The following is a 19,911-nucleotide window of genomic DNA, read 5'->3' on the forward strand; positions in this document are numbered from 1 at the left end:
GCCGGGTCCCGGCGTGTCGGGAAGGTGATGATCCACAGCGGCCGCGGAGGCTACCACCCCCGGCACGACCTGCGCGAGTGCCGTCGTGAACCACTCCACGGATTGATCAAGTTCCCTTAAGCTGCGCGTCATGCACACGACCCTGACGGAGCACGCCCGGTGCTTGTACGGAGACGAGTACCGGCCCACGCGCGACTGCGTGCTCGACCACCAGGAGCAGCACTTCGTCGGCGAACTGACCTTCGCCGACGCCGACTCGATCGTCGCGATGCTGCACGACCTCAGTCCGCACGTCGTCGACGGACTGCTGCCGGTGTGGATCCGCAACCTCGCCTACCGGCTCGCCCTCCTCCAGCGCCCCCACGACGCGGCGCTGCTGCGGGAGGCGGCCGACAGCCTCTACCTCCACGGGCCGGCCTGGGACGACATCGCCGCCGACCTGCGGCGCCGGGCCGACGAGGTGGACCGGCAGCCGGCGGGACCGCAGGCGTACTGACGGGGCGGCGCCGACCCCCGGGGCCCGCCAGGCCCTCACCCGCCCGGCGCAGCCACCGCCCGGCGATCGGGCGAAACCCCGGGCGGGTCCGGTTGCCGGAGGCACGGGCATGGAACGTGACCCGGCACACCGACCCCGGACAACCGCCCAGGAGCAGCGCCATGACCAGGATCGCCGTCATTCTCGGCAGCACGCGGCCCGGCCGCAACGGCGCCGCCGTGGCGGAGTGGGTGTACGACAACGCCGCGGCGCGCAACGACGCCGAGTACGAGCTGGTGGACGTCGAGGACCTCGGGCTGCCGCTGCTGGACGAGCAGGTGCCGCCGTCGATGGGCCACTACAGCCGCCCGCACACGCAGGCGTGGGCGGAGCGGGTCGCGTCGTTCGACGGGTTCGTCTTCGTGACCGCCGAGTACAACCACTCGATCCCCGGCGCGCTGAAGAACGCCATCGACTTCCTGTACGCGGAGTGGAACAACAAGGCGGCGGGGTTCGTGGCCTACGGCAGCGCGGGGGGTACGCGGGCGGTGGAGCACCTGCGGCTGGTGATGGCGGAGGTGCAGGTGGCGACGGTGCGTGGCCAGGTGGCGCTGTCGCTGTTCCACGACTTCGTCGACATGAGCCGCTTCGAGCCGGGCCCGCGCCGGGCCCAGGAGCTCGCTGTCGTCCTGGACCAGGTCGTCGCCTGGAGCAAGGCGCTCGCGCCGCTGCGCCAGGTCTCCGCCGGCTGACCCGTCCCCCGGCGGACACCGAACGGCGCCCGCCCGCCGGGTGACCGGCGGGCGGGCGGGTCCGGGCTCAGCCGGAGCAGGCGGTGCGCTGGGCCTCCTGCCACTCGCAGCGCGGGCAGAGCGGGGTGCCCGGGATCTGCGCCTTGTACTCCGTGGGCTCCCGGCACAGGGTGCACTCGGCGACCGGCTCCCCGGGGGCCGCCGTCCAGTCGACGGAGGCCAGTGCCGGGACCGGGACGTCGCAGTACGGTTCACTGCTCATGTCGTTGCCTTTCGCGAGGACGGCCGGGGACCCGCGAAAGGGTCCCGTGACTCAGACGGTACCCAGTGCCTCGCGCAGGACGGTCTGGGCCTGGGTGATGGCGGCCTGGGCGGCGTGGGTGCCGCGCAGGGCGTTGACCATGACGAAGTCGTGGATGATGCCCTGGTAGCGGACGGCGGTGACGGGGACGCCGGCCTCGCGGAGCTTGTTGGCGTAGGCCTCGCCCTCGTCGCGCAGGACGTCGGCCTCGCCGGTGATGACCAGCGCCGGGGGCAGCCCGGTGAGCTGCTCGGTCGTGGCGCGCAGCGGGGAGGCGGTGATCTCGGCGCGCTGGGCGGGGTCGGTGGTGTACTGGTCCCAGAACCACTGCATGCCGTCGCGGCGCAGGAAGTAGCCCTCGGCGAACTGGTGGTAGGACGGGGTGTCGAAGTTCGCGTCGGTGACCGGGTAGAACAGCACCTGCTGCACCAGGGGCAGGCCGCCGCGTTCCTTGGCCATCAGGGTCAGGGCGGCGGTCATGTTGCCGCCGACGGAGTCCCCGGCGACGGCGATGCGGGTGGCGTCGAGGTCCTTGGCGGCGCCGTCGGTGACGATCCAGCGGGCGACGGTCCAGTTCTGCTCGATGGCCACGGGGTAGCGGGCCTCGGGGGACAGGTCGTACTCGGGGAAGACGACGGCGGCCCGGGCGCCGGTGGCCAGTTCGCGGACCAGGCGGTCGTGGGTGTGGGCGTTGCCGAAGACCCAGCCGGCGCCGTGGATGTAGAGGATCACCGGCAGGGTGCCCTCGACGCCGGCGGGACGGACGATCCGGGCGCGGACGCTGCCGGTCGGGCCGCCCTCGACGGTGATCCACTCCTCGTCGACCTCGGGCTTGGCGATATCACCGGACTGGACCTCGTCCACGGCCTTGCGGCCCTCGGCCGGGGCCAGGTCGAACAGGAACGGCGGCTTCGCCGTCGCCGCCGCGAAATCCGCCGCGGCGGGCTCCAGGACAGGGGCGGTGGGCACGTGCTCGGACATGGCCGACTCCTTCGAGAGCGGTGACCGGACCGTTGCGGCCGGTTCACGAGGAGAAACATAGCCCACGATTGACTTGTGCACAAGTTAACTGCATGCCTGCCCTGCGCGCTCGGACCAGCCGTCGCCGTCAGGGACGCGAGGCCCCTGACGGCCGCCGGGATCCCGCGCCGGCACACCGCCGACGCCCCACTCGTGCGTGATCGCGGGGTGACTCTCCCGCCCCGGAAGGGCGCCTCTACTCCAGGACGCCTTCGTGGAGTTGGGCGAACAGCTCGGTGTTGCGGCTGTAGTCGACGGGGACGTCGATGACCGTGACGCCGGGCTGGACCCGGGCCTCACGGGACAGCGACTCACCGAGGACCTTGCTGAACTGCTCGTCGGTGTGCACCCGGTAGCCGTGGGCGCCGAAGGCGGCGGCGTAGTGGGAGATGTCGTAGTCGCCGAGCCGCACCCCGGAGGTCCTGCCGTACTTCAGCTCCTCCTGGAAGCCCACCATGTCGTAGCTGTTGTCGCGCAGGATCACATGGGTGAAGTGCAGGCCGAGGCGTGTGGCGGTCTCCAGCTCCTGGGCGCTGAACAGGAATCCGCCGTCGCCTGAGACGGACACGACCTGTTTGCCGGGGCGCACCATGCAGGTCGCCATCGCCCACGGCAGGGCCACCCCGAGCGTCTGCTGGCCGTTGGAGAACAGCAGGTGACGGGGCTCCCAGGCACGGAAGTGGCGGGCCATGTAGATGTAGTGCGAGCCGATGTCGCAGGTGACGGTGGCGTCGTCGTCCACCATGTCGCGCAGCGTCAGCAGCACCGACACCGGGTTCAGGCCGCTCCCGTTGTGTCCGGCCATGCGCGCCGCCTCGTCGATGCCGGCCAGCGCGCGTCGCTGTTCGGCCAGTTCGCCGAGCACCTCCTCGCCGAGCCGCAGCCCGGACAGCCGGCCCGCCAGTTCACGGAGGGTGGCGGCCACGTCGCCGCGCACCTCCACGGCGGGCCGGTAGTGGGTGTCGACGTCAGCGGGAAGGTAGTCGATGTGCACCAGGGTGCGCGACGGATCGCTGTTCCACAGCCGGGGGTCGTACTCGACGGCGTCGAAGCCGACGGTCACCAGCACGTCGGCGTGGGAGATCAGGATGTCGCCGGGCTGGTTGCGGAAGAGGCCGACACGCCCGGCGTAGTGGTCCTCCAGCTCCCGCGGCACCACGCCCGCCGCCTGGAAGGTCTCCACCACCGGCAGGTCGGTCGCGGCGATCAGCTCCCGCAGTGCCGCGCAGGCCTCGGGGTCCGCCCCGCGCAGCCCGACAAGCAGCACCGGGCGCTCCGCGCCGCGGATCATGCGTGCCGCCTGCTCGACGGCGGCGGACGGCGCGGCCCCCTGGGCCGGTGCGCGCACCGGCTCGGTGATGCGGGCACCGGTGGGCGCGGCGAGCACGTCGGACGGCAGCACGACGGCCGCGGCTCCGCGGGGCTCGGTCACCGCGGCACGCAGGGCATTGGCGACGGCCTCCGCGACGTTGTCCGGGTCGTCCACCTCGCCGGTGTACTTGGTGAAGGGTTTCAGGGCCGCGGCGGCGTCCATGGACTGGTGGCTGCGCTTGAGACGGTCGGCGCGGGGCACCGCGCCGCACAGCGCGACCACCGGGTCCTGCTCGGTGTTGGCGGTGAGCAGCCCGGTCGCGCTGTTGGACGTGCCAGGGCCGGAGGTCACCACGATCGCCCCCGGCACGCCCGTCAGCCGGCCGACCGCCGCGGCCATGAAGGCCGCGTTCTGCTCGTGCCGGCACACCACCAGCTGGGGGCCGCCGTCCACCAGCGCGTCGTAGATCGCGTCGATCTTGGCGCCGGGCACGCCGAAGACATGGGTGACGCCGTACGCCGAGAGCACCTCGACCGCGCTTTGGGCGGCGCGTACGTCGGATGCGGTCATCGGAAACCCCTTTCGCCGTGGGTTCGGTGGGGAACATGAGGCGCGGCCCGCGCCGGCGGTCAGCCGCCCTCGGCCTGCCGGATCCGGTCGGACAGTCCGGAGGGGTTGAGGTCGGACGAGAGGAACTGCTCCGTCGTCGGCAGGCTGAGGTGGAGCTCCGATCGCTCACCGAGGGCGATCGTCCCCTGGTCCAACCGGAAGTCCAGGCAGTGGCCGCCGCGGGTGTGCGCGTCGTCCAGGAAGTGCAGGTGGTAGCCGGCCACCGAGATGCCCTGCTCGTACTCGGGGGTGCGATAACCGGCCAGGGTCCCCCGCAGGCCGGTGAAGGCGGTCTCGGCCTGCCCTTCCGCGGCCTGCGTGAGCGGTGGGTAGGGCGGCTCCTGCCGGCGCACGGTACGGGTGCGGACCTCGCCGAAGAGCCCGGTGATCCGGATCGCGTAGATCAGGTTCGGGCTGCGCGCGGTGCGGTCGACGAGCGCGGTCACCTCGGCACGGGTCAGGGGCGCGGCCACCTCCTCGGTGGTGTCGGCCCCGAACCAGGTCAGGGCCGCGAACGGGGAGAGTTCGCCGTCCCCGGCCACTTCCACGCGGCCGCCGGCGCGCAGGTGGTAGCAGACACCGTCCAGGACGAGCATCTCGCCGTCCAGGTGGTTGAAGGTACCCAGGCCGAAGTCGCCGTGGCGGAGCAGTTCCGCCACCGACACGTCACCGTCGTACACGCCGTCGATCAGCGCACCCATGGTGGAGCTCTGGTACACCTCCCGCGCGTGCTCGGGGTCGTGCCCGGCGCCGCGGCCGCCGTGCCGGTGGGCCAGGACGGTGCGGACGAACCTGCGGAAGCGGTCCTGTGCGTTCTCCACGGCAGCCATCGCTCGTCCTCCGTCGCGCCTGGCGGGCCCTCTAAACATGCTCTCGCCGTGGTCGGGGCTCGCAACCGGAGTGGCGGCCCGCGGCCCGCCCCCCGGTGGCCCCGCGTCCTCCTGGGCTTCCCTTCCCGGCCTCCCCGCGGTGGCCCGATCCGGGCATGGCGGGACAACCGGGAACACCGCCCGCATCCACCCGGAGGCGCCGCTGACCTGGAAGGTTGCGGTGACGATGTGAAGATGTGCAACTGCCCGAACCGCGTGGTTATTTAATGATCCACTGCTGCTAGGGTGAGCGGGTTTCCAGAAGGCTGATGGCGCGTCATGCGCGCGGGGGACAGTCTCCAGGGCCCCATCGCGGAGGAGCGGCTCTTGGCTCGGCTTGACGGCACACGCCCTGTCGCGGTGTTCGCCATCGGCCCGACGCCGCGGCCCGGATCGTCGCTTCCGTCGTGATGCGACTTGAAGAGAGCCTCATGACATCGATTTGGGATGATCCACTCCTGTGGATCTCGATAGTTGTATTTTGTGCCGCTGTCCTGATCATCCTGCGCGCGCGCAGGACCAACATGATCCTGCGCGGCAACAACGCCCGGCTCCAGGGTGAGCGCAACGCGCTGCAGCAGGAGCGGGACCACGTCCGCGCGGCCCATGCCGAGCAGCGGGAACAGCACGCCGCCGAAGTGGCGGAGGTGCGCAAGGACGCGGAGGAGGACACCAAGACCGTTCTGAAGTCGGCGATGCGCACACTCCAGGTGCTCGCCGACGAGCAGCAGGTCGTCATCGACCGGGTGCAGAAGAAGTACGGCGACGACCCCCAGATCCTCGCCGACCTGATGGCGATCGACCACGCCAACAGCCAGTTCGGCCGCCGTGCCCAGGGCATCGCCGTGCTCTGCGGCGGCTGGCTCGGCCGCCGTGAGGCCGTCGCCTCGGTGTACGACGTGGCGCGCAGCGCCCAGGGCCGCATCCGGCGGTTCGACCGGGTGCAGATCCACGCGCAGGTGCACTTCACGGTCGCCAGCCGGGCCGTCGAGCCGGTGGCGGTGGTGCTCGCCGAGCTGCTGGCCAACGCCACCAACTACAGTGCGCCCGACACCCCGGTCGAGATCAACATCCGCTCCGTGCCCAAGGGCGTCTGCGTCATCGTCGACGACGCCGGCCTCGGCATGAGCCAGGAGGAGAAGGACCGCGCCGCGGCCCTGCTCTCTCCGTCCGCTCCGGTGGGGATCACCACGCTCGGCAACCCCCCGAAGTTCGGTTTCGCCGTCGCGGGCATGCTCGCGGCCCGCTACGGGTTCGAGGTGTCCGTCGACTCCGTCTCCCCGTACGGCGGCGTGCGGGCGGTAATCCTTCTGCCGGAGGACCTTCTGAGCAACGAAGTCCCTGCACCGCAGCCCGAGGCCGTTCACGACCGCGCGCACGCCCACCCGCACGACAACGCGGAGCCGGCGCCCCCCAAGCGCCTGGCGCCCGTGAGCGCTCCCGTCGCCATGGCGGCCACGGGCACCACGGCGGGCGGCCTGCCCAAGCGCCGTCGCCAGCGGGTGACGGTGCTGCCGCAGCCCGCGGCCTCCGACGCCGAAGGCACGGCCGCACCGGTGGGCGAGCCGTCCAGCGGCACGCGGGCCTCGCGCATCGGGGCGTTCCAGCGCGGCACCCTGTCCGGTCGGGACACGACGAACACGGAAGGACTCCAGGACCAATGAACCCCGATCTGTCGTGGGTGCTGAACGACGTACTCCAGGTGCGCGGCGCCCGGCACGCGATCCTCGTCTCGGCAGACGGTCTGCTGCTGGAGAAGTCCAGCGAGATCGGCCGTGACGACGCGGAGACCAACGCGGCGGCGATGAGTTCGATGCAGTCGCTGTCCCGGGCCGTCGCCCCGTTCACCGGTGGCGGCGGCAGTCCGTGGCGGCAGACGCTGCTGGAGTACGAGCACGGCTGGATCTTCCTGATCGCCGCGGGCGACGGCGCGTACCTCGCGGCCTCGGCGGCTCCGGACGTGGACATGGAGGCCATGAGCTTCCGGATGCAGCAGCAGGTCGGCGCGCTGGGCAAGGCGATGACCACGCCGCCCCGCCAGAACGCCGGTGCCGAGGCATGACGTCGTCCGGCAAGGAAGAACCGGTCTCGAGCGACTTCGTCCGCTCGTACGTCATCACCGGCGGCCGCCAACTCCCGGCCGCGGACAAGCTGTCCCTGCTCACCCTGGTCACCATCGCCCCCGACCGGGAGCTGCCCCTGGGGGCGGGTCCCGAGGTGCGCGCCATCTGGGAGCTGTGCTCCGGGGGGTATCTGTCGGTGGCCGAGGTCGCCGCCCACCTGGAACTCCCGGTGGGCGTCGCGAGGCTGCTGCTGACCGATTTAACCGAGCATGGGCACCTGCTGCGCCGTGAAGCCCCGCCCCCCGCCCAGGCCGTCGACAAGAGAATCCTCGAAGAGGTGTTGCATGGACTCCAAAGGCGCTTTGCCTGACAACGCATATGTGTCGGAGGGGGTGACCACCGCCGCGAAGATCCTCGTGGTGGGTCACTTCGCTGTGGGCAAGACGACGTTGATCGGCACGCTCTCGGAGATCGCCCCGCTGCGCACCGAAGAGAAGATGACGCAGGCGTCGCTCCACGTGGACGACCTGGCGGGCGCGCCGGACAAGCGGACCACCACGGTCGCGCTGGACTTCGGCCGTCTGACGCTGAGCGAGGAGCTGGTGCTCTACCTCTTCGGCACCCCCGGTCAGCAGCGCTTCATGCAGCTGTGGGAGGACATGTCCCGGGGCGCTCTCGGGGCACTGCTGCTGGTCGACCCCGCCCGGCTCGCCGAGTCGTTCCCCGTCATCGATCTCGTCGAGAAGTACGGCCTGGAGTACGCCATCGCCGTCAACAACTTCGACACCGAGCACCGCTACCAGGAGGACGAGATCAGGGAAGCGCTCGACCTCTTCCCGCACACCCCCGTCGTGTACTGCGACGCCCGTGACGAGGCCTCCTCGGCACAGGCGTTGATCTCCCTCGTCAAGCACTTGCTCACCCACGCCGCCTGACCGCCGGAGCTCTTCCCCGCCCGCCAGGGCGGGAGGACTCCGGCCCCCTCAAGGAACCCCCATGGAATCTGAGCACCCCACCCCCGTCCCCGGCGCCCCTTCCAGATGCCCGATGCACGGCCACGACTTCGCGGCCGACCCCGGGCGGATCTACGACCAGTTGCGCGAGTTCGGCCCCGCCGCGCCCGTGGAGCTGTCCCCCGGTGTCGACGCCACCTTGGTGACCGAGCACCACACCGCGCGCCGTGTCCTGCAGAACCCGACCCTGTTCGCGCGCGACTCGCGCCGCTGGAACGCGCTCAACGAGGGCCGCATAGCGCTGGACAACCCGGTCCTGCCGATGATGGCCTACCGGCCCAACTGCCTCTTCACCGACGGCACGGTGCACCTGCGACTGCGCAAGGCGGTCACCGAGAGCCTGGACCGGCTCAACGTCAGCCGGCTGTCCCGCGACGTGGAGCAGATAGCCGACTACCTGATCAGCCAGTTCAGCGAGCGCGGCCGCGCCGACCTGCTGAACGACTACGCCAAGCTGCTGCCGCTGCTGCTGTTCAACAAGCTCTTCGGCTGCCCCGCCGACATCGGCGACCGACTGACCACCTCGATGGCCGCCATCTTCGACGGCGAGGACGCCCTGCGGGCCAACGAGGAGCTCACCGCCTGCCTGATGGAGCTCATCGCCCTCAAGCGGCGCACGCCCGGCGACGACATCACCTCCTGGCTGATCGCGCACCCCGCGGGCCTGAACGACGAGGAGCTGAAGGACCAGCTCGTCATGCTCATGGGCGCCGGCGTGGAGCCCGAGCGCAACCTCATCGGCAACACCCTGCTCCTGCTGCTGTCCGAGGACTCCTCGGGCCGCCACTCGGGCATGCTGATCGAGGAGGCCATGGACGACGTGCTGTGGAACAACCCCCCGATCGCCAACTACGCCACGCACTTCCCGCTCCAGGACGTGGACCTCGACGGCGTGGAGGTGGCGGCCGGCACCCCGCTGGTCATCAGCTTCGCGGCCGCCAACAGCGACCCGGCGCTCACCGCGGAGCGCGAGACGCTGAGCAAGGGCGCCCACCTGGCCTGGGGCGCGGGACCGCACGCCTGCCCGGCGAAGTCCCCGGCCCAGCTGATCGCCCTGACGGCGGTGGAGAAGATCCTCAACACCCTCCACGACCTGACGCTGGCCGAGGACCCCGAGAAGCTGCAGTGGCGCCCGGGGCCCTTCCACCGGGCCCTGGTGACGCTGCCGGTGAGCTTCAGCCCCATTCCGGCCACCCGGTTCGCCGAGCCGCTGCCGCGCGCCCAGGTGCCGGCGGCGACCGGTCCCGCGGTGACGGAGGCACAGCCGGCGCAAGGGGGCCGTCCGCAGGTGAAGAAGGGGTTCTGGAGCACCTTCCTGGACCTCTTCCGGGTCTGACGAGCGGCATGTGACAGGAGCAACACCCAAGGACCGCATGGCCGCTGGAGAGGGAGGGGTAGGTTCCGCCGGTCCGGACGCCCAGCCTGAGGAGCTCTGCGTGACCGCAGTCGGTGACATAAGTGGCACAGTCATTGACCGTCGAGCCGTCATATCCGTCCTTCGGCGCCTTCGCACCGCACAGGGGCAGGCCGATCCCTTCCCCCTCTACGAGGAACTGCAGTCCATGGGTGATGTCGTGCCCGCCCCCTGGGGCGGGTACTTCATCACCGGATACGACACCTGTGACCAGGTCCTGCGCGGCAGGAACTGGATCGTCCCCGACTTCGCCTGGCAGGAGCGGCAGCGGGACACCGAACGGTGGCACGCCCCGGCCACGCAGGAGATGAGCCGGACGCTGTCCCGGCTGAACGCGCCCGCCCACACCTGCCAGCGCCGCAGCCTCGGCAATCCCTTCGACCGCAATACCGTCGCCGCCATGGAGCCGGAGGTCGAGGGGCATGTCGCCCGGCTCCTCGACACACTGGAGGACCGGCTGCTCGCCGACGGCGTCGCCGATTTCGTCGGCACCGTCAGCGAGCAGTTGCCGGTCGTCACGGTCGGCCGCTGGCTGGACATCCCGGCCACGGACCACGCCCGTATCCTCGATTTCACGCACCGTCAGGTGCATGCGCAGGAACTGCTGCCCACCAAGTCGGAGTTGGCCATCTCGGAAGAGGCCACGGCCGACATGCGGGCCTTCTTCACCGACCTGGTGGCCGGCCGCCGCGCCCGGCCTGGCAACGATGTCCTGTCCGGCTGGATCCGTCACTGGGACGAGCAACTGCCGGGCGATCGCGAGGCCGCCGACCGGATGATCTACCAGTTGGTCATGTTCCTCACGATCGCCTCCCTGGAGACCACGGCCACCTTGCTGTCGGTCGCCGTGTGGCTGCTGCTGGACGAGCCGGCTCGCTGGGAGTGGCTGCGACGGCACCCCGAGCACGTCGACGACGCCATCGAGGAGGCCCTGCGCTACGACCCGCCCATCCACCTCAACAGCCGTGTCGCCGCCGACGACACGGTCCTCGCGGGTGTCCCGATCGCCAAGGACACGATGGTGCACGTGATGTACGGGGCGGCCAACCACGACCCGCGGCGGAACGCCGATCCGCACGCCTACGACATCCTGCGCAAGGGCACGCATCTCACCTTCGGCGGCGGCGCCCACTACTGCCTGGGGGCCGCGCTGGCACGACTTGAGGCCCGTACGTTGCTGACCGCTTTGCTGAAACGATTCCCCGCACTCCGCCTCGCCTCCGCGCCCACCTACGCGCCCCGCATGGTCTTCCGCCGTGTGACCTCGATGAAAGTGACCGCATGAACGCCCCGCAGTCCCTCCCCCACCCGGCCGGCGGCGCGCCCCGGCCCCTCACCACGCTCAGGACCGGCCGGCGGGGCCCGGTCCTGGACATCGAGCTGCACGACCCCGGCCAGGGCAACGCCGTCACCGAGACCATGCTGGACGAGCTGCTCGCGGTCCTCACCACCCCGGAACCGGGGGTGCGGGTCATCGTGCTGTCCGGCGCCGGCGACGACTTCTGCCTGGGCGGCGACCGTACCGAGTACGCCGGCTTCCTCGACCGCGACCCCACCGGCGGCGGCATCCGCGCGTCGGCCACCAAGGGCCGCCTCGTCTGCGAGGCACTCAGCGGCAACTCCGCGGTCACCATCGCCAAGGTCCACGGCAAGGCCATCGGCGCGGGGCTCGGCCTGGCCCTCGCCTGCGACCTGCGCGTGGGCTCCGACACCGCCTCCTTCCGCCTCCCCGAACTCGCCCTCGGCCTCCCCACCGCCTGGGGCGGCCTCCTCCCCCGGCTCCTGAACGAGGTCGGCGCCGCGCGCGTGCGCGAACTCGTCCTCACCGGAAGGTCCTTCGACGCCCACGAGGCGCTGTCCCTGTCCGTCCTGCAGAAGGTCGTCCCCGAGGACCGGCTCGACGACGCCGTCGCCGCGTGGGCGCGGCCCGTCGTCCGGCGCCCCGAGGGCGCGCTGCGCGTGACCAAGACCCTGCTCAACTCCTACACGGCCCCGACCCGCCTCGCCGACGCCTCGGCCCTGGACGCGGAGCTCATGGCCGCCGTCCTGGCCGCCACGCACTACGCGCGCAACGAAGGCACGGTCCACCACATGTAAGTCCGGGGCCCGCCGCGCCGGCGGGCCCGCTGCCGGCGGCACCGCGACGCGCACGCCCGGCCCGGCCCCCGCCGGGCGGCGCGTCACGGTACCGCCGATATTCATGTGCGGGGCACGGCCGGTCCACGGCGCGCCACGCGATACTCCTGCACCGCACCCGTGTCCTGGCATCCTGCTGGACGTCGCGACCCGCGCCGCGCGCCGTGGGGTTCCGCCCGGAGCCGCCCGGATTCCCACCGAACCGAAGGACTCGCCCATGCCCGCGGTCACGCGCTGATCGTCAACCGGCGCGGCCAGTACCTGCTCCACCTGCGGGACGCCAACAAGCCGATCAGCGACCCCGGCACCTGGTCGCTGCCCGGCGGCGCCAGGGAGGGCGACGAGACGCCGGAGGAGGCGATCGCGCGGGAGCTGCTGGAGGAGACGGGCCTCACCATCGACGGCCTCACCCGGTTCGGGGTCGTCGAGCGCCCCGGCCCCGACGGCCGCCCCCGGCCGCACGTCCAGATCTTCCTGGGGCAGTGGGACGGCGACCCCTCCCGCCTGGAGGTGGGCGAAGGCATCATGTTCGCGTTCTTCGACGTCGCCACGATGGCCCATCTGACGATGGCGCCGTGGGCGGCCCGGGTGATCGAGCGCCACCAGGCCGCCGGGGCCGCCGTGCCGCCGCCCGGCGGGGCGCCGGCCGGCCGGGGCGTTCCTAACGTCGTCGGCGCCCACCTGTACCTCGAACGCGACGGCCAGGTCCTGCTCGGCCTGCGCCACCCGGACTCGGCCTTCGCGCCGCTGCAGTACCACTTCCTGGCAGGCCACTGCGAGCAGGAGTCCGCCGTCGCGTGCCTGGTGCGCGAGGCCCGCGAGGAGGCGGGCCTGGTGATCGAGCCCGGGGACGTGGAGTTCGTCCACGCCGTGCACATGCTCTGGGCCCCCGGCACCCGGCCGCGCCTGCAACTGGTCTTCCGCGCCCGGCAGTGGAAGGGCGAGCCGCAACTCCTCGAACCCGACAAGTGCGTCAGCTGGGACTGGTGGCCCGTGGACCGCCTTCCGGAGCGCACCGTCGCCTACACCCGCGCCGCCGTCGACGCCGTCCGGCGCGGCCGGCCCTACACCGAGATGGGCTGGTCGTGACGGGCGTCCGGGCCCGCGGCGGGCCGGCTCAGAAGCGGACGTAGACGTTCTTCTGCTGGGTGTACTCGGCCAGTTCCTCGATGCCCTCCTCACGTCCGACGCCGGAGTTCTTGACCCCGCCGAACGCGGTGCCGGGGAGGTGGGAGGAGCTGGCGTTGACCCAGACGTAGCCCGTGCGCAGGTCGCGGGCCGCGGCCAGGGCGGTGTGCAGGTCCTGGGTCCACACGCTGGCGGTGAGTCCGTAGGGCAGGGCGTTGGCCTCGCCGACGGCCTCCTCGTAGCTGTCGAAGGGGGCCGCCACGAGGACCGGCCCGAAGATCTCGTCCGTGAAGAGGGGACCGCCCGGTCCGCCGGGTGCGGAGAAGAGGGTGGGGCGGACGTAGTAACCGGGGCGGTCGGGGAAGGTGCCGCCGGCGACGAGGTCGAGGGCCGGGTCGGCGAGGCCGGCCCGGACGTAGGAGGAGACCTTGCTGTAGTGGGCCGCCGAGACCAGCGGACCGATGTCGGTGCCGGTCTCGGAGGGGTCGCCGATCCGCAGGTCGTCCATGCGCCGCCCCACCTCCCCGACCACGCGCTCGTACAGCGACTGGTGGACGAACAGCCGGGAGGTGGAGCCGCAGCTCTGGCCCTGCCACTTGAAGTTCATCCCGGCCATCACGCCGTCGATCGCGGCGCGCACGTCCGCGTCGCGGAAGACGATGATCGGGTTCTTCCCGCCGAGTTCGAGGGTGACCGTCTTGACGGCGGCGCTCGCCGCGCGCGCCTGGACGCGCCGTCCCGTGGCGGACGAGCCCGTGAAGGCGATGCGCGGGACGTCGGGGTGGGTCACGAGCCGTTCGCCCGCCACGGACCCGAGCCCCGGCACGATGTTGAGCACCCCCGGCGGCACGATGCGCGCGGCGATCTCGCCCAGCCGCAGCGCCGACAGGGAGGTCACCTCGGCGGGCTTCAGGACCACGGCGTTGCCGGCCAGCAGCGGCGCGGCGACGCGGGCCGCCGCGAACATCAGCGGGTGGTTCCAGGGGACGATCCGCCCGACCACGCCGTAGGGGTCGCGCAGCGTGAAGTCGAACGCGTCGGGGTCGGCCATGGGGACGGTCTCGCCGCGCAGTTGCAGGGCCAGGCCCGCGAAGTAGCGCAACTGGGCCACGGCCACGCGGAAGTCGTCCCGCATCACGCCGATGGGGCTGCCGTTGTCGATCGTGTCGATCCAGGCCAGTTCCTCGCCGTGCGCCTCCACGGCGTCGGCCAGCACGTTCAGCACGGCGGCCCGGTCGGTGATCGACGTCGCGGCCCACGCCGGCGCCGCGTCGCGGGCCGCGTCGACCGCGGCGTCCACATCCGCGCAGCCCCCGAGGGGCATGCGCGCCACCACCGTCTCGTCCGCCGGGTTGATCACATCGAGAGTGCCCCCCGAGACCGCGTCGGTCAGTTCCCCGCCGATCAGCATGTGCCAGGGACGGTCCACGATCTCGCGCGTGCGGGGCCGCGCGGCGAGGGTGCCCTGCGGATGAGTCAACCACGAAGTACGCATACATCCCATGTTTGCACCATTAGGGGATATATGCGCTAATATTTTGGATTCGTTCCAGACAACCCTGCCGCCGTGGCGGGCGCACGGGCCCCGGTGCACGGCATCGCCCCTGCTGAACGGGGGTGACGGGGGTGTGCACCGGCCGTCCCGGCGCGGGCGCCCGCCTCCTCAGGCGCTGTAGAAGTTGCGCTGCCAGCGGTGCCGGGCCAGTACGCCGAGCTGTCCGGAGTCCAGGGCGCGGCCGTCGCTCACGGCGGCGTTCCGCTCGACGTTGCGCACGGAGCGCATGCCGGGGATCACCGTGGAGACCGCCGGGGAGCTCAGGACGAAGCGCAGCGCCGTCTCGGCGAGCTCGTCGCGGCCGATGCCGAGGTCGGCGACGATGGCGTCGACGTGCCGCTCGACCTCGGCGGGCCGGTCGCCGCGGAAGTAGCGGTTGCGGAAGTCGCCCTCCGGGAAGGTGGTCCCGGCCGTGACACCGCCGGTCAGTCCGCCCTCGTCGAGCGCCACCCGGACGATCACGCCGACGCCGTGCTCCTGGCACGCCGGGAAGAGGGCGTCCGCCGGGGCCTGGTCGAAGATGTTGTAGATGACCTGCACGGTGTCGACCACGCCGCTGCGCACGAGCGCGAGCGCGTTGGCGGGCTCGTGGTCGTTGACGGAGACGCCGAAGAGGCGGATCTTCCCCTCCCGCTTCAGATCGGCGACCGTCTCCAGCCAGTCCCCGCGGCCCACCCACTCGTCGCTCCACACATGGAACTGGAGGACGTCGAAGTGGTCGAGGCCGCTCGCCCGCAGGCTGGTCTCCAGGCTCTCCCGGATGTGTGCCCCCGGGAACGCCTCCGCGGGGTCGACGCCGTCCGGCGCGGGCCACAGGCGGTTCATCGGCGGGACCTTCGTGGCCACGAGGATGTCGTCGCCCGCACCGGCCCGCCGGCGGACGAACCGCCCGACGATGCGCTCGCTCTCGCCGTAGCCGCGGGCGGTGTCGATGAAGTTCACCCCGAGGTCGACGGCCCGGTCCAGCGCCCGCACGGACTCGCCCTCGGTCGCACCCACCCAGGCCGACTCCCCGATGCCCCAGGCTCCGTAGCCGATCTCGGACACCCGAAGCCCGCTGCGTCCCAGGTCCCTCGTACGCACAGTCGTCCTCCCGCGGATGCCGCCGTGGCGGCGTGATCGATCCCCGTCGGCACGACGATAGGCGATCACGCGCGGGGCGGGCGGAGCGGTCCACGGCGGACCCGCGGACCGCCAGGCGGACCGGGGACGACGGAATTTCCGGAACACTGCCATCGGCTTGATCGCCCTGACAAGATGAACCGGCGGCAGCTTCCCGCCAGGTGTCGTGAGAACGACACATGTTCACGCTTCCGGCGCACGGAGAAGGATCATGCTCGAATCGATCGGCCTGAGCCGGCAGGACGAAGCGGTCTACGAGATCCTCATCCGCCGGACCCGGGCCACCGTCGCCGACCTCGCCCACGACGGCCATCTCTCCGTCGCGGTCGCCCGGCGCTCGGTGCAGTCGCTGGTGGCGCTCGGCCTCGCGATCCGCGCCCCCGGCCGTCCCGTCACCTACGTGGTCGTCGCCCCGGACACCGGGCTGGAGGCGGTGCTGCGGGACCGGGAACGCTCGCTGAGCGAGGTGCGCGCGCAGGTCGCGGGCCTGATGGACGTCTACCGCGCCGCCACCCGCTTCGTGAACCCCGACGACCTCGTGGAGGTCGTCTCCGGGCGCGAGGACGTCAACCGCCGCTGGGCGCACATGCAGCAGAGCACCCGCACCCAGGTACGCGGCTTCGACCGGCCCCCGTACGCGGCGGTCGAGGCGCACACCGAGCCGAACCGGGACGAGCTGGCGCTGCTGGACCGCGGCGTGGCCTACCGCGTCATCTACGACAGCACCGTGCTGTCGCTCCCCGGCTGGCTCGACGACGTCACCGTCGGCATACGCCACGGCGAACAGGCGCGCATCGCCCCCGGCCTGCCCATGAAACTGGCCGTGTCGGACGACCGGCTGGCCATCATCCCCCTGCTGCGCCCCGGCGACAACGCCGTGACCGCCTCCTACCTCATCCACCCCTCGCCCCTGCTGGACGCCCTGATCGCCCTTTTCGAGGCGCTGTGGGACCGCAGTGTCCACGTCCGGGCGCACGAGGGGGTCACGACGGAGGACGGCCAGGAGGAGCTGTCGCCGCAGGAGGCACGGCTGCTGACGCTGCTGGCGGCGGGCGCCACGGACAAGGCGGCCGGGCGGGCGATGGGGTGGAGCGAGCGGACCGTGCAGCGGCACGTCACCAAGCTCATGCAGCGCTTCGGCGCGCAGACCCGCTTCCAGATCGCCATGGAGGCCACGCGCCGCGGCTGGATCTGACGATCCGTCAGTACCGGCGGTCCGTGCAGGCCGAACATCTGGTGTCACGTGCCCCCAGATGGGTGTAGCCTCGGGGGCATTGCGGTGCACCACCTGACAGACCGCGCAAATCGCCGCCGGAGAGGGCTGGATCCGCCCCCGCGGCGGCCTCCAAGGCGCAGCGCCCCCTGCCGCGCAGCGGGTCGCTCGTACGTCCGTCGCGCCGTCGCGACGCGCCGGACCACCATCGCGCACGCGCCCCCGGCGCCGGCGCCGCGGAACGCCCGCGGCCACGGCGCGGGATCGATCAGGGGACGGCCCTCCCGGTCGCCGCCCCGGAAGAAGTGCTTTGCCATGACGTCCTTTGCCATGCCCGTGAACGAGAACCGCCTGTTCGTCGGCGGCCGGTGGACCGCACCGTCCGGCCACCGCACCATCACCGTCGCCTCGGCCAGCACCGGCGACCGCCTGGGGGCCGTGCCCGAAGCCGGCCCTGCCGACGTCGACCGCGCCGTCCGCGCGGCCCGCACCGCCTTCGACGCCCCGGACGGCTGGCCCACCTGGGAACCCGAGCGCCGGGCGGCCGCCATGGTCCGGCTCGCGGACGAGCTCGCCTCCCGGAGCGAGGTGACGGCGATCAGCGTCAGCGCGCAGAACGGCATGCCGATCTCCGTCGCCCGCGCCTACGAGGGGTCGGTGCCGGCCGCCCTCCTGCGCTACTACGCCGCCCTGGCCACCGCCGCTCCCGCCGAGGAGTTCCGGTCCGGCCTGCCCCGGGGCACAACCGAGGTCCGCCGGGAACCGGTGGGCGTGGTCGCCGCCGTCATGGCCTGGAACTTCCCGCAGACCGTGGGGTTCTTCAAGATCGCACCGGCGCTGGCGGCGGGCTGCACGCTGGTCCTGAAGCCGGCCCCGGAGACCGTCCTGGACTCGGTGCTGCTGGCCCAGGCCGTCGAGGCGGCGGGCCTGCCCGAAGGGGTCGTCAGCATCCTTCCCGCCGGGCGCGAGACCGGCGCCTACCTGGTCGCGCACCCGGGCGTCGACAAGGTCGCCTTCACCGGTTCGACCGCGTCCGGGCGCCGCGTCGCCGCCGCCTGCGCGGCACTGCTGCGGCCGGTGACCCTGGAGCTCGGGGGCAAGTCCGCGGCCGTCGTCCTGGACGACGCCGACCTCGGACAGGACACCGGGGAGCGCTTCGCCGCCAGCCTGCTCAACAACGGCCAGACCTGCTTCGCGAGCACGCGGATCCTCGCGCCCCGCAGCCGCTACGCCGAGGTCGTGGACGTCTACACCACGATGGCGCGCGACGCGCGGGTGGGCGACGCGCTCGACCCCGCCACGCAGATCGGCCCCCTCGTCAGCTCCCGGCAGCGGGAGCGGGTGGAGGGCTGGATCGGCAAGGGGCGGGCCGACGGCGCCCGGCTCACCACCGGCGGGGGCCGGCCGCCCGGCCTCGACCGGGGCTGGTTCGTCGAGCCGACGGTCTTCGCCGACGTCGACAACTCCTCGGTGATCGCCCAGGAGGAGATCTTCGGCCCGGTCCTGACGATCACCCCCTACGAAGACGAGGACGACGCCGTACGCCTCGCCAACGACTCCGCGTACGGGCTCGCCGGCACCGTGTGGACCACCGACCTGGAGCGCGGCGCCCGCGTGGCCCGCCGGATCCGCACGGGCACGATCGGCCTCAACGGGTACCAGCCCGACATCGCCTCGCCCTACGGCGGCGAGAAGAACAGCGGACTCGGCCGCGAACTGGGCCCCGAGGGGCTTCAGGCCTACCAGCGGCTGCAGTCCGTCTACCATCCCTGACCTCGCCGGCACCGGCGAGCAGCGCTGCCGAACGGATTCGGCGCGGGCATCGTGTCCTCCTGTGCAAGCCGTACGACGAGGAGGCCCGTCCGATGTCCACACCGCCCACACCGCCCACACCGCCCGGCGCCGCGGCCGGCACCGTCCTGTCCCTGAACGAGGACCCGGCCGCCGTGCTGGAGGCCGCCACCTGGGCCATGGCCGCGATGGTCGGCACCCTGCACGACGCGCTCACCACGCCGCTCGCCGAGGTGCTGGCCGCCGACCCGCACCGCACCGCCGTCCTGGAGCAGGCCGGGCTGGTACGCCGGGAGGGCGACGCGCTCGTCCCGCACCCGTCCCTCGTCCCGCCGGACGGTCCGACGGCCCGCAGCGCCGTGGAGGCCCGCCTCAGCTCGCTGCGGCAGGCGGTGGCCGCGGCGGCGGGCGAGACCTCCGGCGGCTGGGCGGCGCTGGACGACCGGGTGCTGCTCAACCAGGGGCGCGCGTCGGCCGCGGTCGGCCGCGCGCTCGGCAGCCGGATCGTGCCCCAACTGCCCGGCCTGGGCGACCGCCTGGCCGGCGACGGCGGCCGCATCCTGGACGTCGGCACAGGGGTCGCCGCACTGGCCCTCGCGCTGGCGGAGGCCTTCCCCCGCGCCCAGGTCACCGGTATCGACGTCCTGGAACGCGCGCTGGACCTGGCGCGCGGGGAACTGGCCGGGGCGCCGCAGGAGACCGCGAGCCGGGTCACCCTGCTGCTCCGCGACGTCGCCGACACCTCCGAGCAGACCGCGTACGACCTGGTCTGGCTGCCCGCGCCCTTCCTCTCGGAGGCGGTCCTGGACACCGCCCTCCCCCGGCTGACCGACGCGCTCGTGCCCGGCGGCTGGCTCGTGGCGGGCGCCGGCTCGCCGGCGCCCGACGGGCTGCGGGGGGCGGTCGGCCGCTGGAACGCCGCGCGCAACGGCGGTTCCGCGTACGACGCCGACCAGATGGCGGCCGTCCTGACCGCCCAGGGCCTGGAGGACGTCCGGCGCTTCCCGACCGTCCCCGGCGGCCCGGTGCTCGTGGCGGGCCGCCGCCCGCAGTAGCCGCTGGGCGTACCCCCAGGTGCGGTGCATCGCAAGGCGGAGAGTCGTCCCGTGACAACTCCCCCAGGCCGGAGGCTGGGGGA

The 19,911-nt window shown here is 72.4% G+C and carries 19 protein-coding genes; 13 read left to right on the forward strand and 6 right to left on the reverse strand.

What is annotated here, in order from left to right:
- Positions 1 to 130: 130 nt before the first annotated feature.
- A complete protein-coding gene (locus tag ACIP64_RS10390) occupies positions 131 to 496 on the forward strand; it encodes a hypothetical protein (protein ID WP_401583666.1) in 366 nt (121 codons plus the stop codon).
- 161 nt (positions 497 to 657) lie between these two features.
- Positions 658 to 1,227, forward strand: coding sequence for an NADPH-dependent FMN reductase (locus ACIP64_RS10395; RefSeq protein ID WP_401583667.1), 570 nt, complete (start codon positions 658 to 660; stop codon positions 1,225 to 1,227).
- A 67-nt stretch (positions 1,228 to 1,294) separates the two neighbouring features.
- Here ACIP64_RS10395 and ACIP64_RS10400 read toward each other — a convergent pair whose 3' ends face one another.
- The 4 genes from ACIP64_RS10400 to budA form a co-directional block, all read right to left on the reverse strand.
- Complete coding sequence (locus tag ACIP64_RS10400) at positions 1,295 to 1,489, reverse strand: hypothetical protein (protein WP_401583669.1); 195 nt, start codon at positions 1,487 to 1,489, stop codon at positions 1,295 to 1,297.
- A gap of 51 nt (positions 1,490 to 1,540) precedes the next feature.
- Positions 1,541 to 2,509, reverse strand: coding sequence for an alpha/beta hydrolase (locus ACIP64_RS10405; RefSeq protein WP_401583670.1), 969 nt, complete (start codon positions 2,507 to 2,509; stop codon positions 1,541 to 1,543).
- A 235-nt stretch (positions 2,510 to 2,744) separates the two neighbouring features.
- Entirely contained in the window at positions 2,745 to 4,430 is a 1,686-nt protein-coding gene (alsS, locus tag ACIP64_RS10410; RefSeq protein ID WP_401583672.1) for an acetolactate synthase AlsS, read from the reverse strand.
- A gap of 59 nt (positions 4,431 to 4,489) precedes the next feature.
- Positions 4,490 to 5,299: an acetolactate decarboxylase gene (budA, locus tag ACIP64_RS10415; RefSeq protein WP_401583674.1), complete on the reverse strand. Its 810-nt coding sequence runs from the start codon at positions 5,297 to 5,299 to the stop codon at positions 4,490 to 4,492.
- A 470-nt stretch (positions 5,300 to 5,769) separates the two neighbouring features.
- Between budA and ACIP64_RS10420 the strand changes: the two genes are divergently transcribed.
- From ACIP64_RS10420 to ACIP64_RS10455, 8 genes are all read left to right on the forward strand, one after another.
- Positions 5,770 to 7,002 (forward strand): ATP-binding protein, encoded by a 1,233-nt coding sequence (locus ACIP64_RS10420; protein ID WP_401583675.1) that lies wholly within the window; start codon positions 5,770 to 5,772, stop codon positions 7,000 to 7,002.
- Entirely contained in the window at positions 6,999 to 7,400 is a 402-nt protein-coding gene (locus ACIP64_RS10425; RefSeq protein WP_360905182.1) for a roadblock/LC7 domain-containing protein, read from the forward strand. The genes ACIP64_RS10420 and ACIP64_RS10425 overlap by 4 nt, the downstream gene beginning before the upstream one ends.
- Positions 7,397 to 7,771, forward strand: a complete 375-nt coding sequence (locus ACIP64_RS10430; RefSeq protein ID WP_384293143.1) for a DUF742 domain-containing protein — start codon at positions 7,397 to 7,399, stop codon at positions 7,769 to 7,771. The genes ACIP64_RS10425 and ACIP64_RS10430 overlap by 4 nt, the downstream gene beginning before the upstream one ends.
- Positions 7,746 to 8,336, forward strand: a complete 591-nt coding sequence (locus ACIP64_RS10435) for an ATP/GTP-binding protein (RefSeq protein WP_360905178.1) — start codon at positions 7,746 to 7,748, stop codon at positions 8,334 to 8,336. The genes ACIP64_RS10430 and ACIP64_RS10435 overlap by 26 nt, the downstream gene beginning before the upstream one ends.
- Positions 8,337 to 8,397: 61 nt before the next feature.
- Positions 8,398 to 9,750, forward strand: coding sequence for a cytochrome P450 (locus ACIP64_RS10440; protein WP_401583677.1), 1,353 nt, complete (start codon positions 8,398 to 8,400; stop codon positions 9,748 to 9,750).
- 100 nt (positions 9,751 to 9,850) lie between these two features.
- Positions 9,851 to 11,113 carry a cytochrome P450 gene (locus tag ACIP64_RS10445; protein WP_401583678.1) on the forward strand — a complete coding sequence of 421 codons (1,263 nt, stop codon included), beginning with the start codon at positions 9,851 to 9,853 and terminating at the stop codon, positions 11,111 to 11,113.
- Positions 11,110 to 11,925 carry an enoyl-CoA hydratase/isomerase family protein gene (locus ACIP64_RS10450; RefSeq protein ID WP_401583680.1) on the forward strand — a complete coding sequence of 272 codons (816 nt, stop codon included), beginning with the start codon at positions 11,110 to 11,112 and terminating at the stop codon, positions 11,923 to 11,925. Before ACIP64_RS10445 ends, ACIP64_RS10450 begins: the two co-directional genes overlap by 4 nt.
- A 159-nt stretch (positions 11,926 to 12,084) precedes the next feature.
- On the forward strand, positions 12,085 to 13,053 hold the full coding sequence (locus ACIP64_RS10455; protein WP_401583682.1) for an NUDIX domain-containing protein: 969 nt from the start codon (positions 12,085 to 12,087) through the stop codon (positions 13,051 to 13,053).
- A gap of 28 nt (positions 13,054 to 13,081) precedes the next feature.
- On the opposite strand, the gene ACIP64_RS10460 is transcribed toward ACIP64_RS10455, so the two are convergent.
- A complete protein-coding gene (locus ACIP64_RS10460) occupies positions 13,082 to 14,587 on the reverse strand; it encodes an aldehyde dehydrogenase family protein (protein WP_401583683.1) in 1,506 nt (501 codons plus the stop codon).
- Positions 14,588 to 14,755: 168 nt separating this feature from the next.
- Positions 14,756 to 15,730 carry an aldo/keto reductase gene (locus tag ACIP64_RS10465; RefSeq protein WP_401583685.1) on the reverse strand — a complete coding sequence of 325 codons (975 nt, stop codon included), beginning with the start codon at positions 15,728 to 15,730 and terminating at the stop codon, positions 14,756 to 14,758.
- 250 nt (positions 15,731 to 15,980) lie between these two features.
- Between ACIP64_RS10465 and ACIP64_RS10470 the strand changes: the two genes are divergently transcribed.
- The 3 genes from ACIP64_RS10470 (at position 15,981) to ACIP64_RS10480 (ending at position 19,828) form a co-directional block, all read left to right on the forward strand.
- Complete coding sequence (locus ACIP64_RS10470) at positions 15,981 to 16,964, forward strand: LuxR C-terminal-related transcriptional regulator (RefSeq protein ID WP_401583686.1); 984 nt, start codon at positions 15,981 to 15,983, stop codon at positions 16,962 to 16,964.
- 348 nt (positions 16,965 to 17,312) lie between these two features.
- Positions 17,313 to 18,755 carry an aldehyde dehydrogenase gene (locus ACIP64_RS10475; RefSeq protein ID WP_401583836.1) on the forward strand — a complete coding sequence of 481 codons (1,443 nt, stop codon included), beginning with the start codon at positions 17,313 to 17,315 and terminating at the stop codon, positions 18,753 to 18,755.
- Between the two features lie 92 nt (positions 18,756 to 18,847).
- Positions 18,848 to 19,828 (forward strand): class I SAM-dependent methyltransferase, encoded by a 981-nt coding sequence (locus tag ACIP64_RS10480; protein WP_401583687.1) that lies wholly within the window; start codon positions 18,848 to 18,850, stop codon positions 19,826 to 19,828.
- The last annotated feature ends 83 nt before the right edge of the window (positions 19,829 to 19,911 follow it).

The organism is Streptomyces sp. NPDC088733, assembly GCF_044751185.1.
Lineage (GTDB): Bacteria > Actinomycetota > Actinomycetes > Streptomycetales > Streptomycetaceae > Actinacidiphila.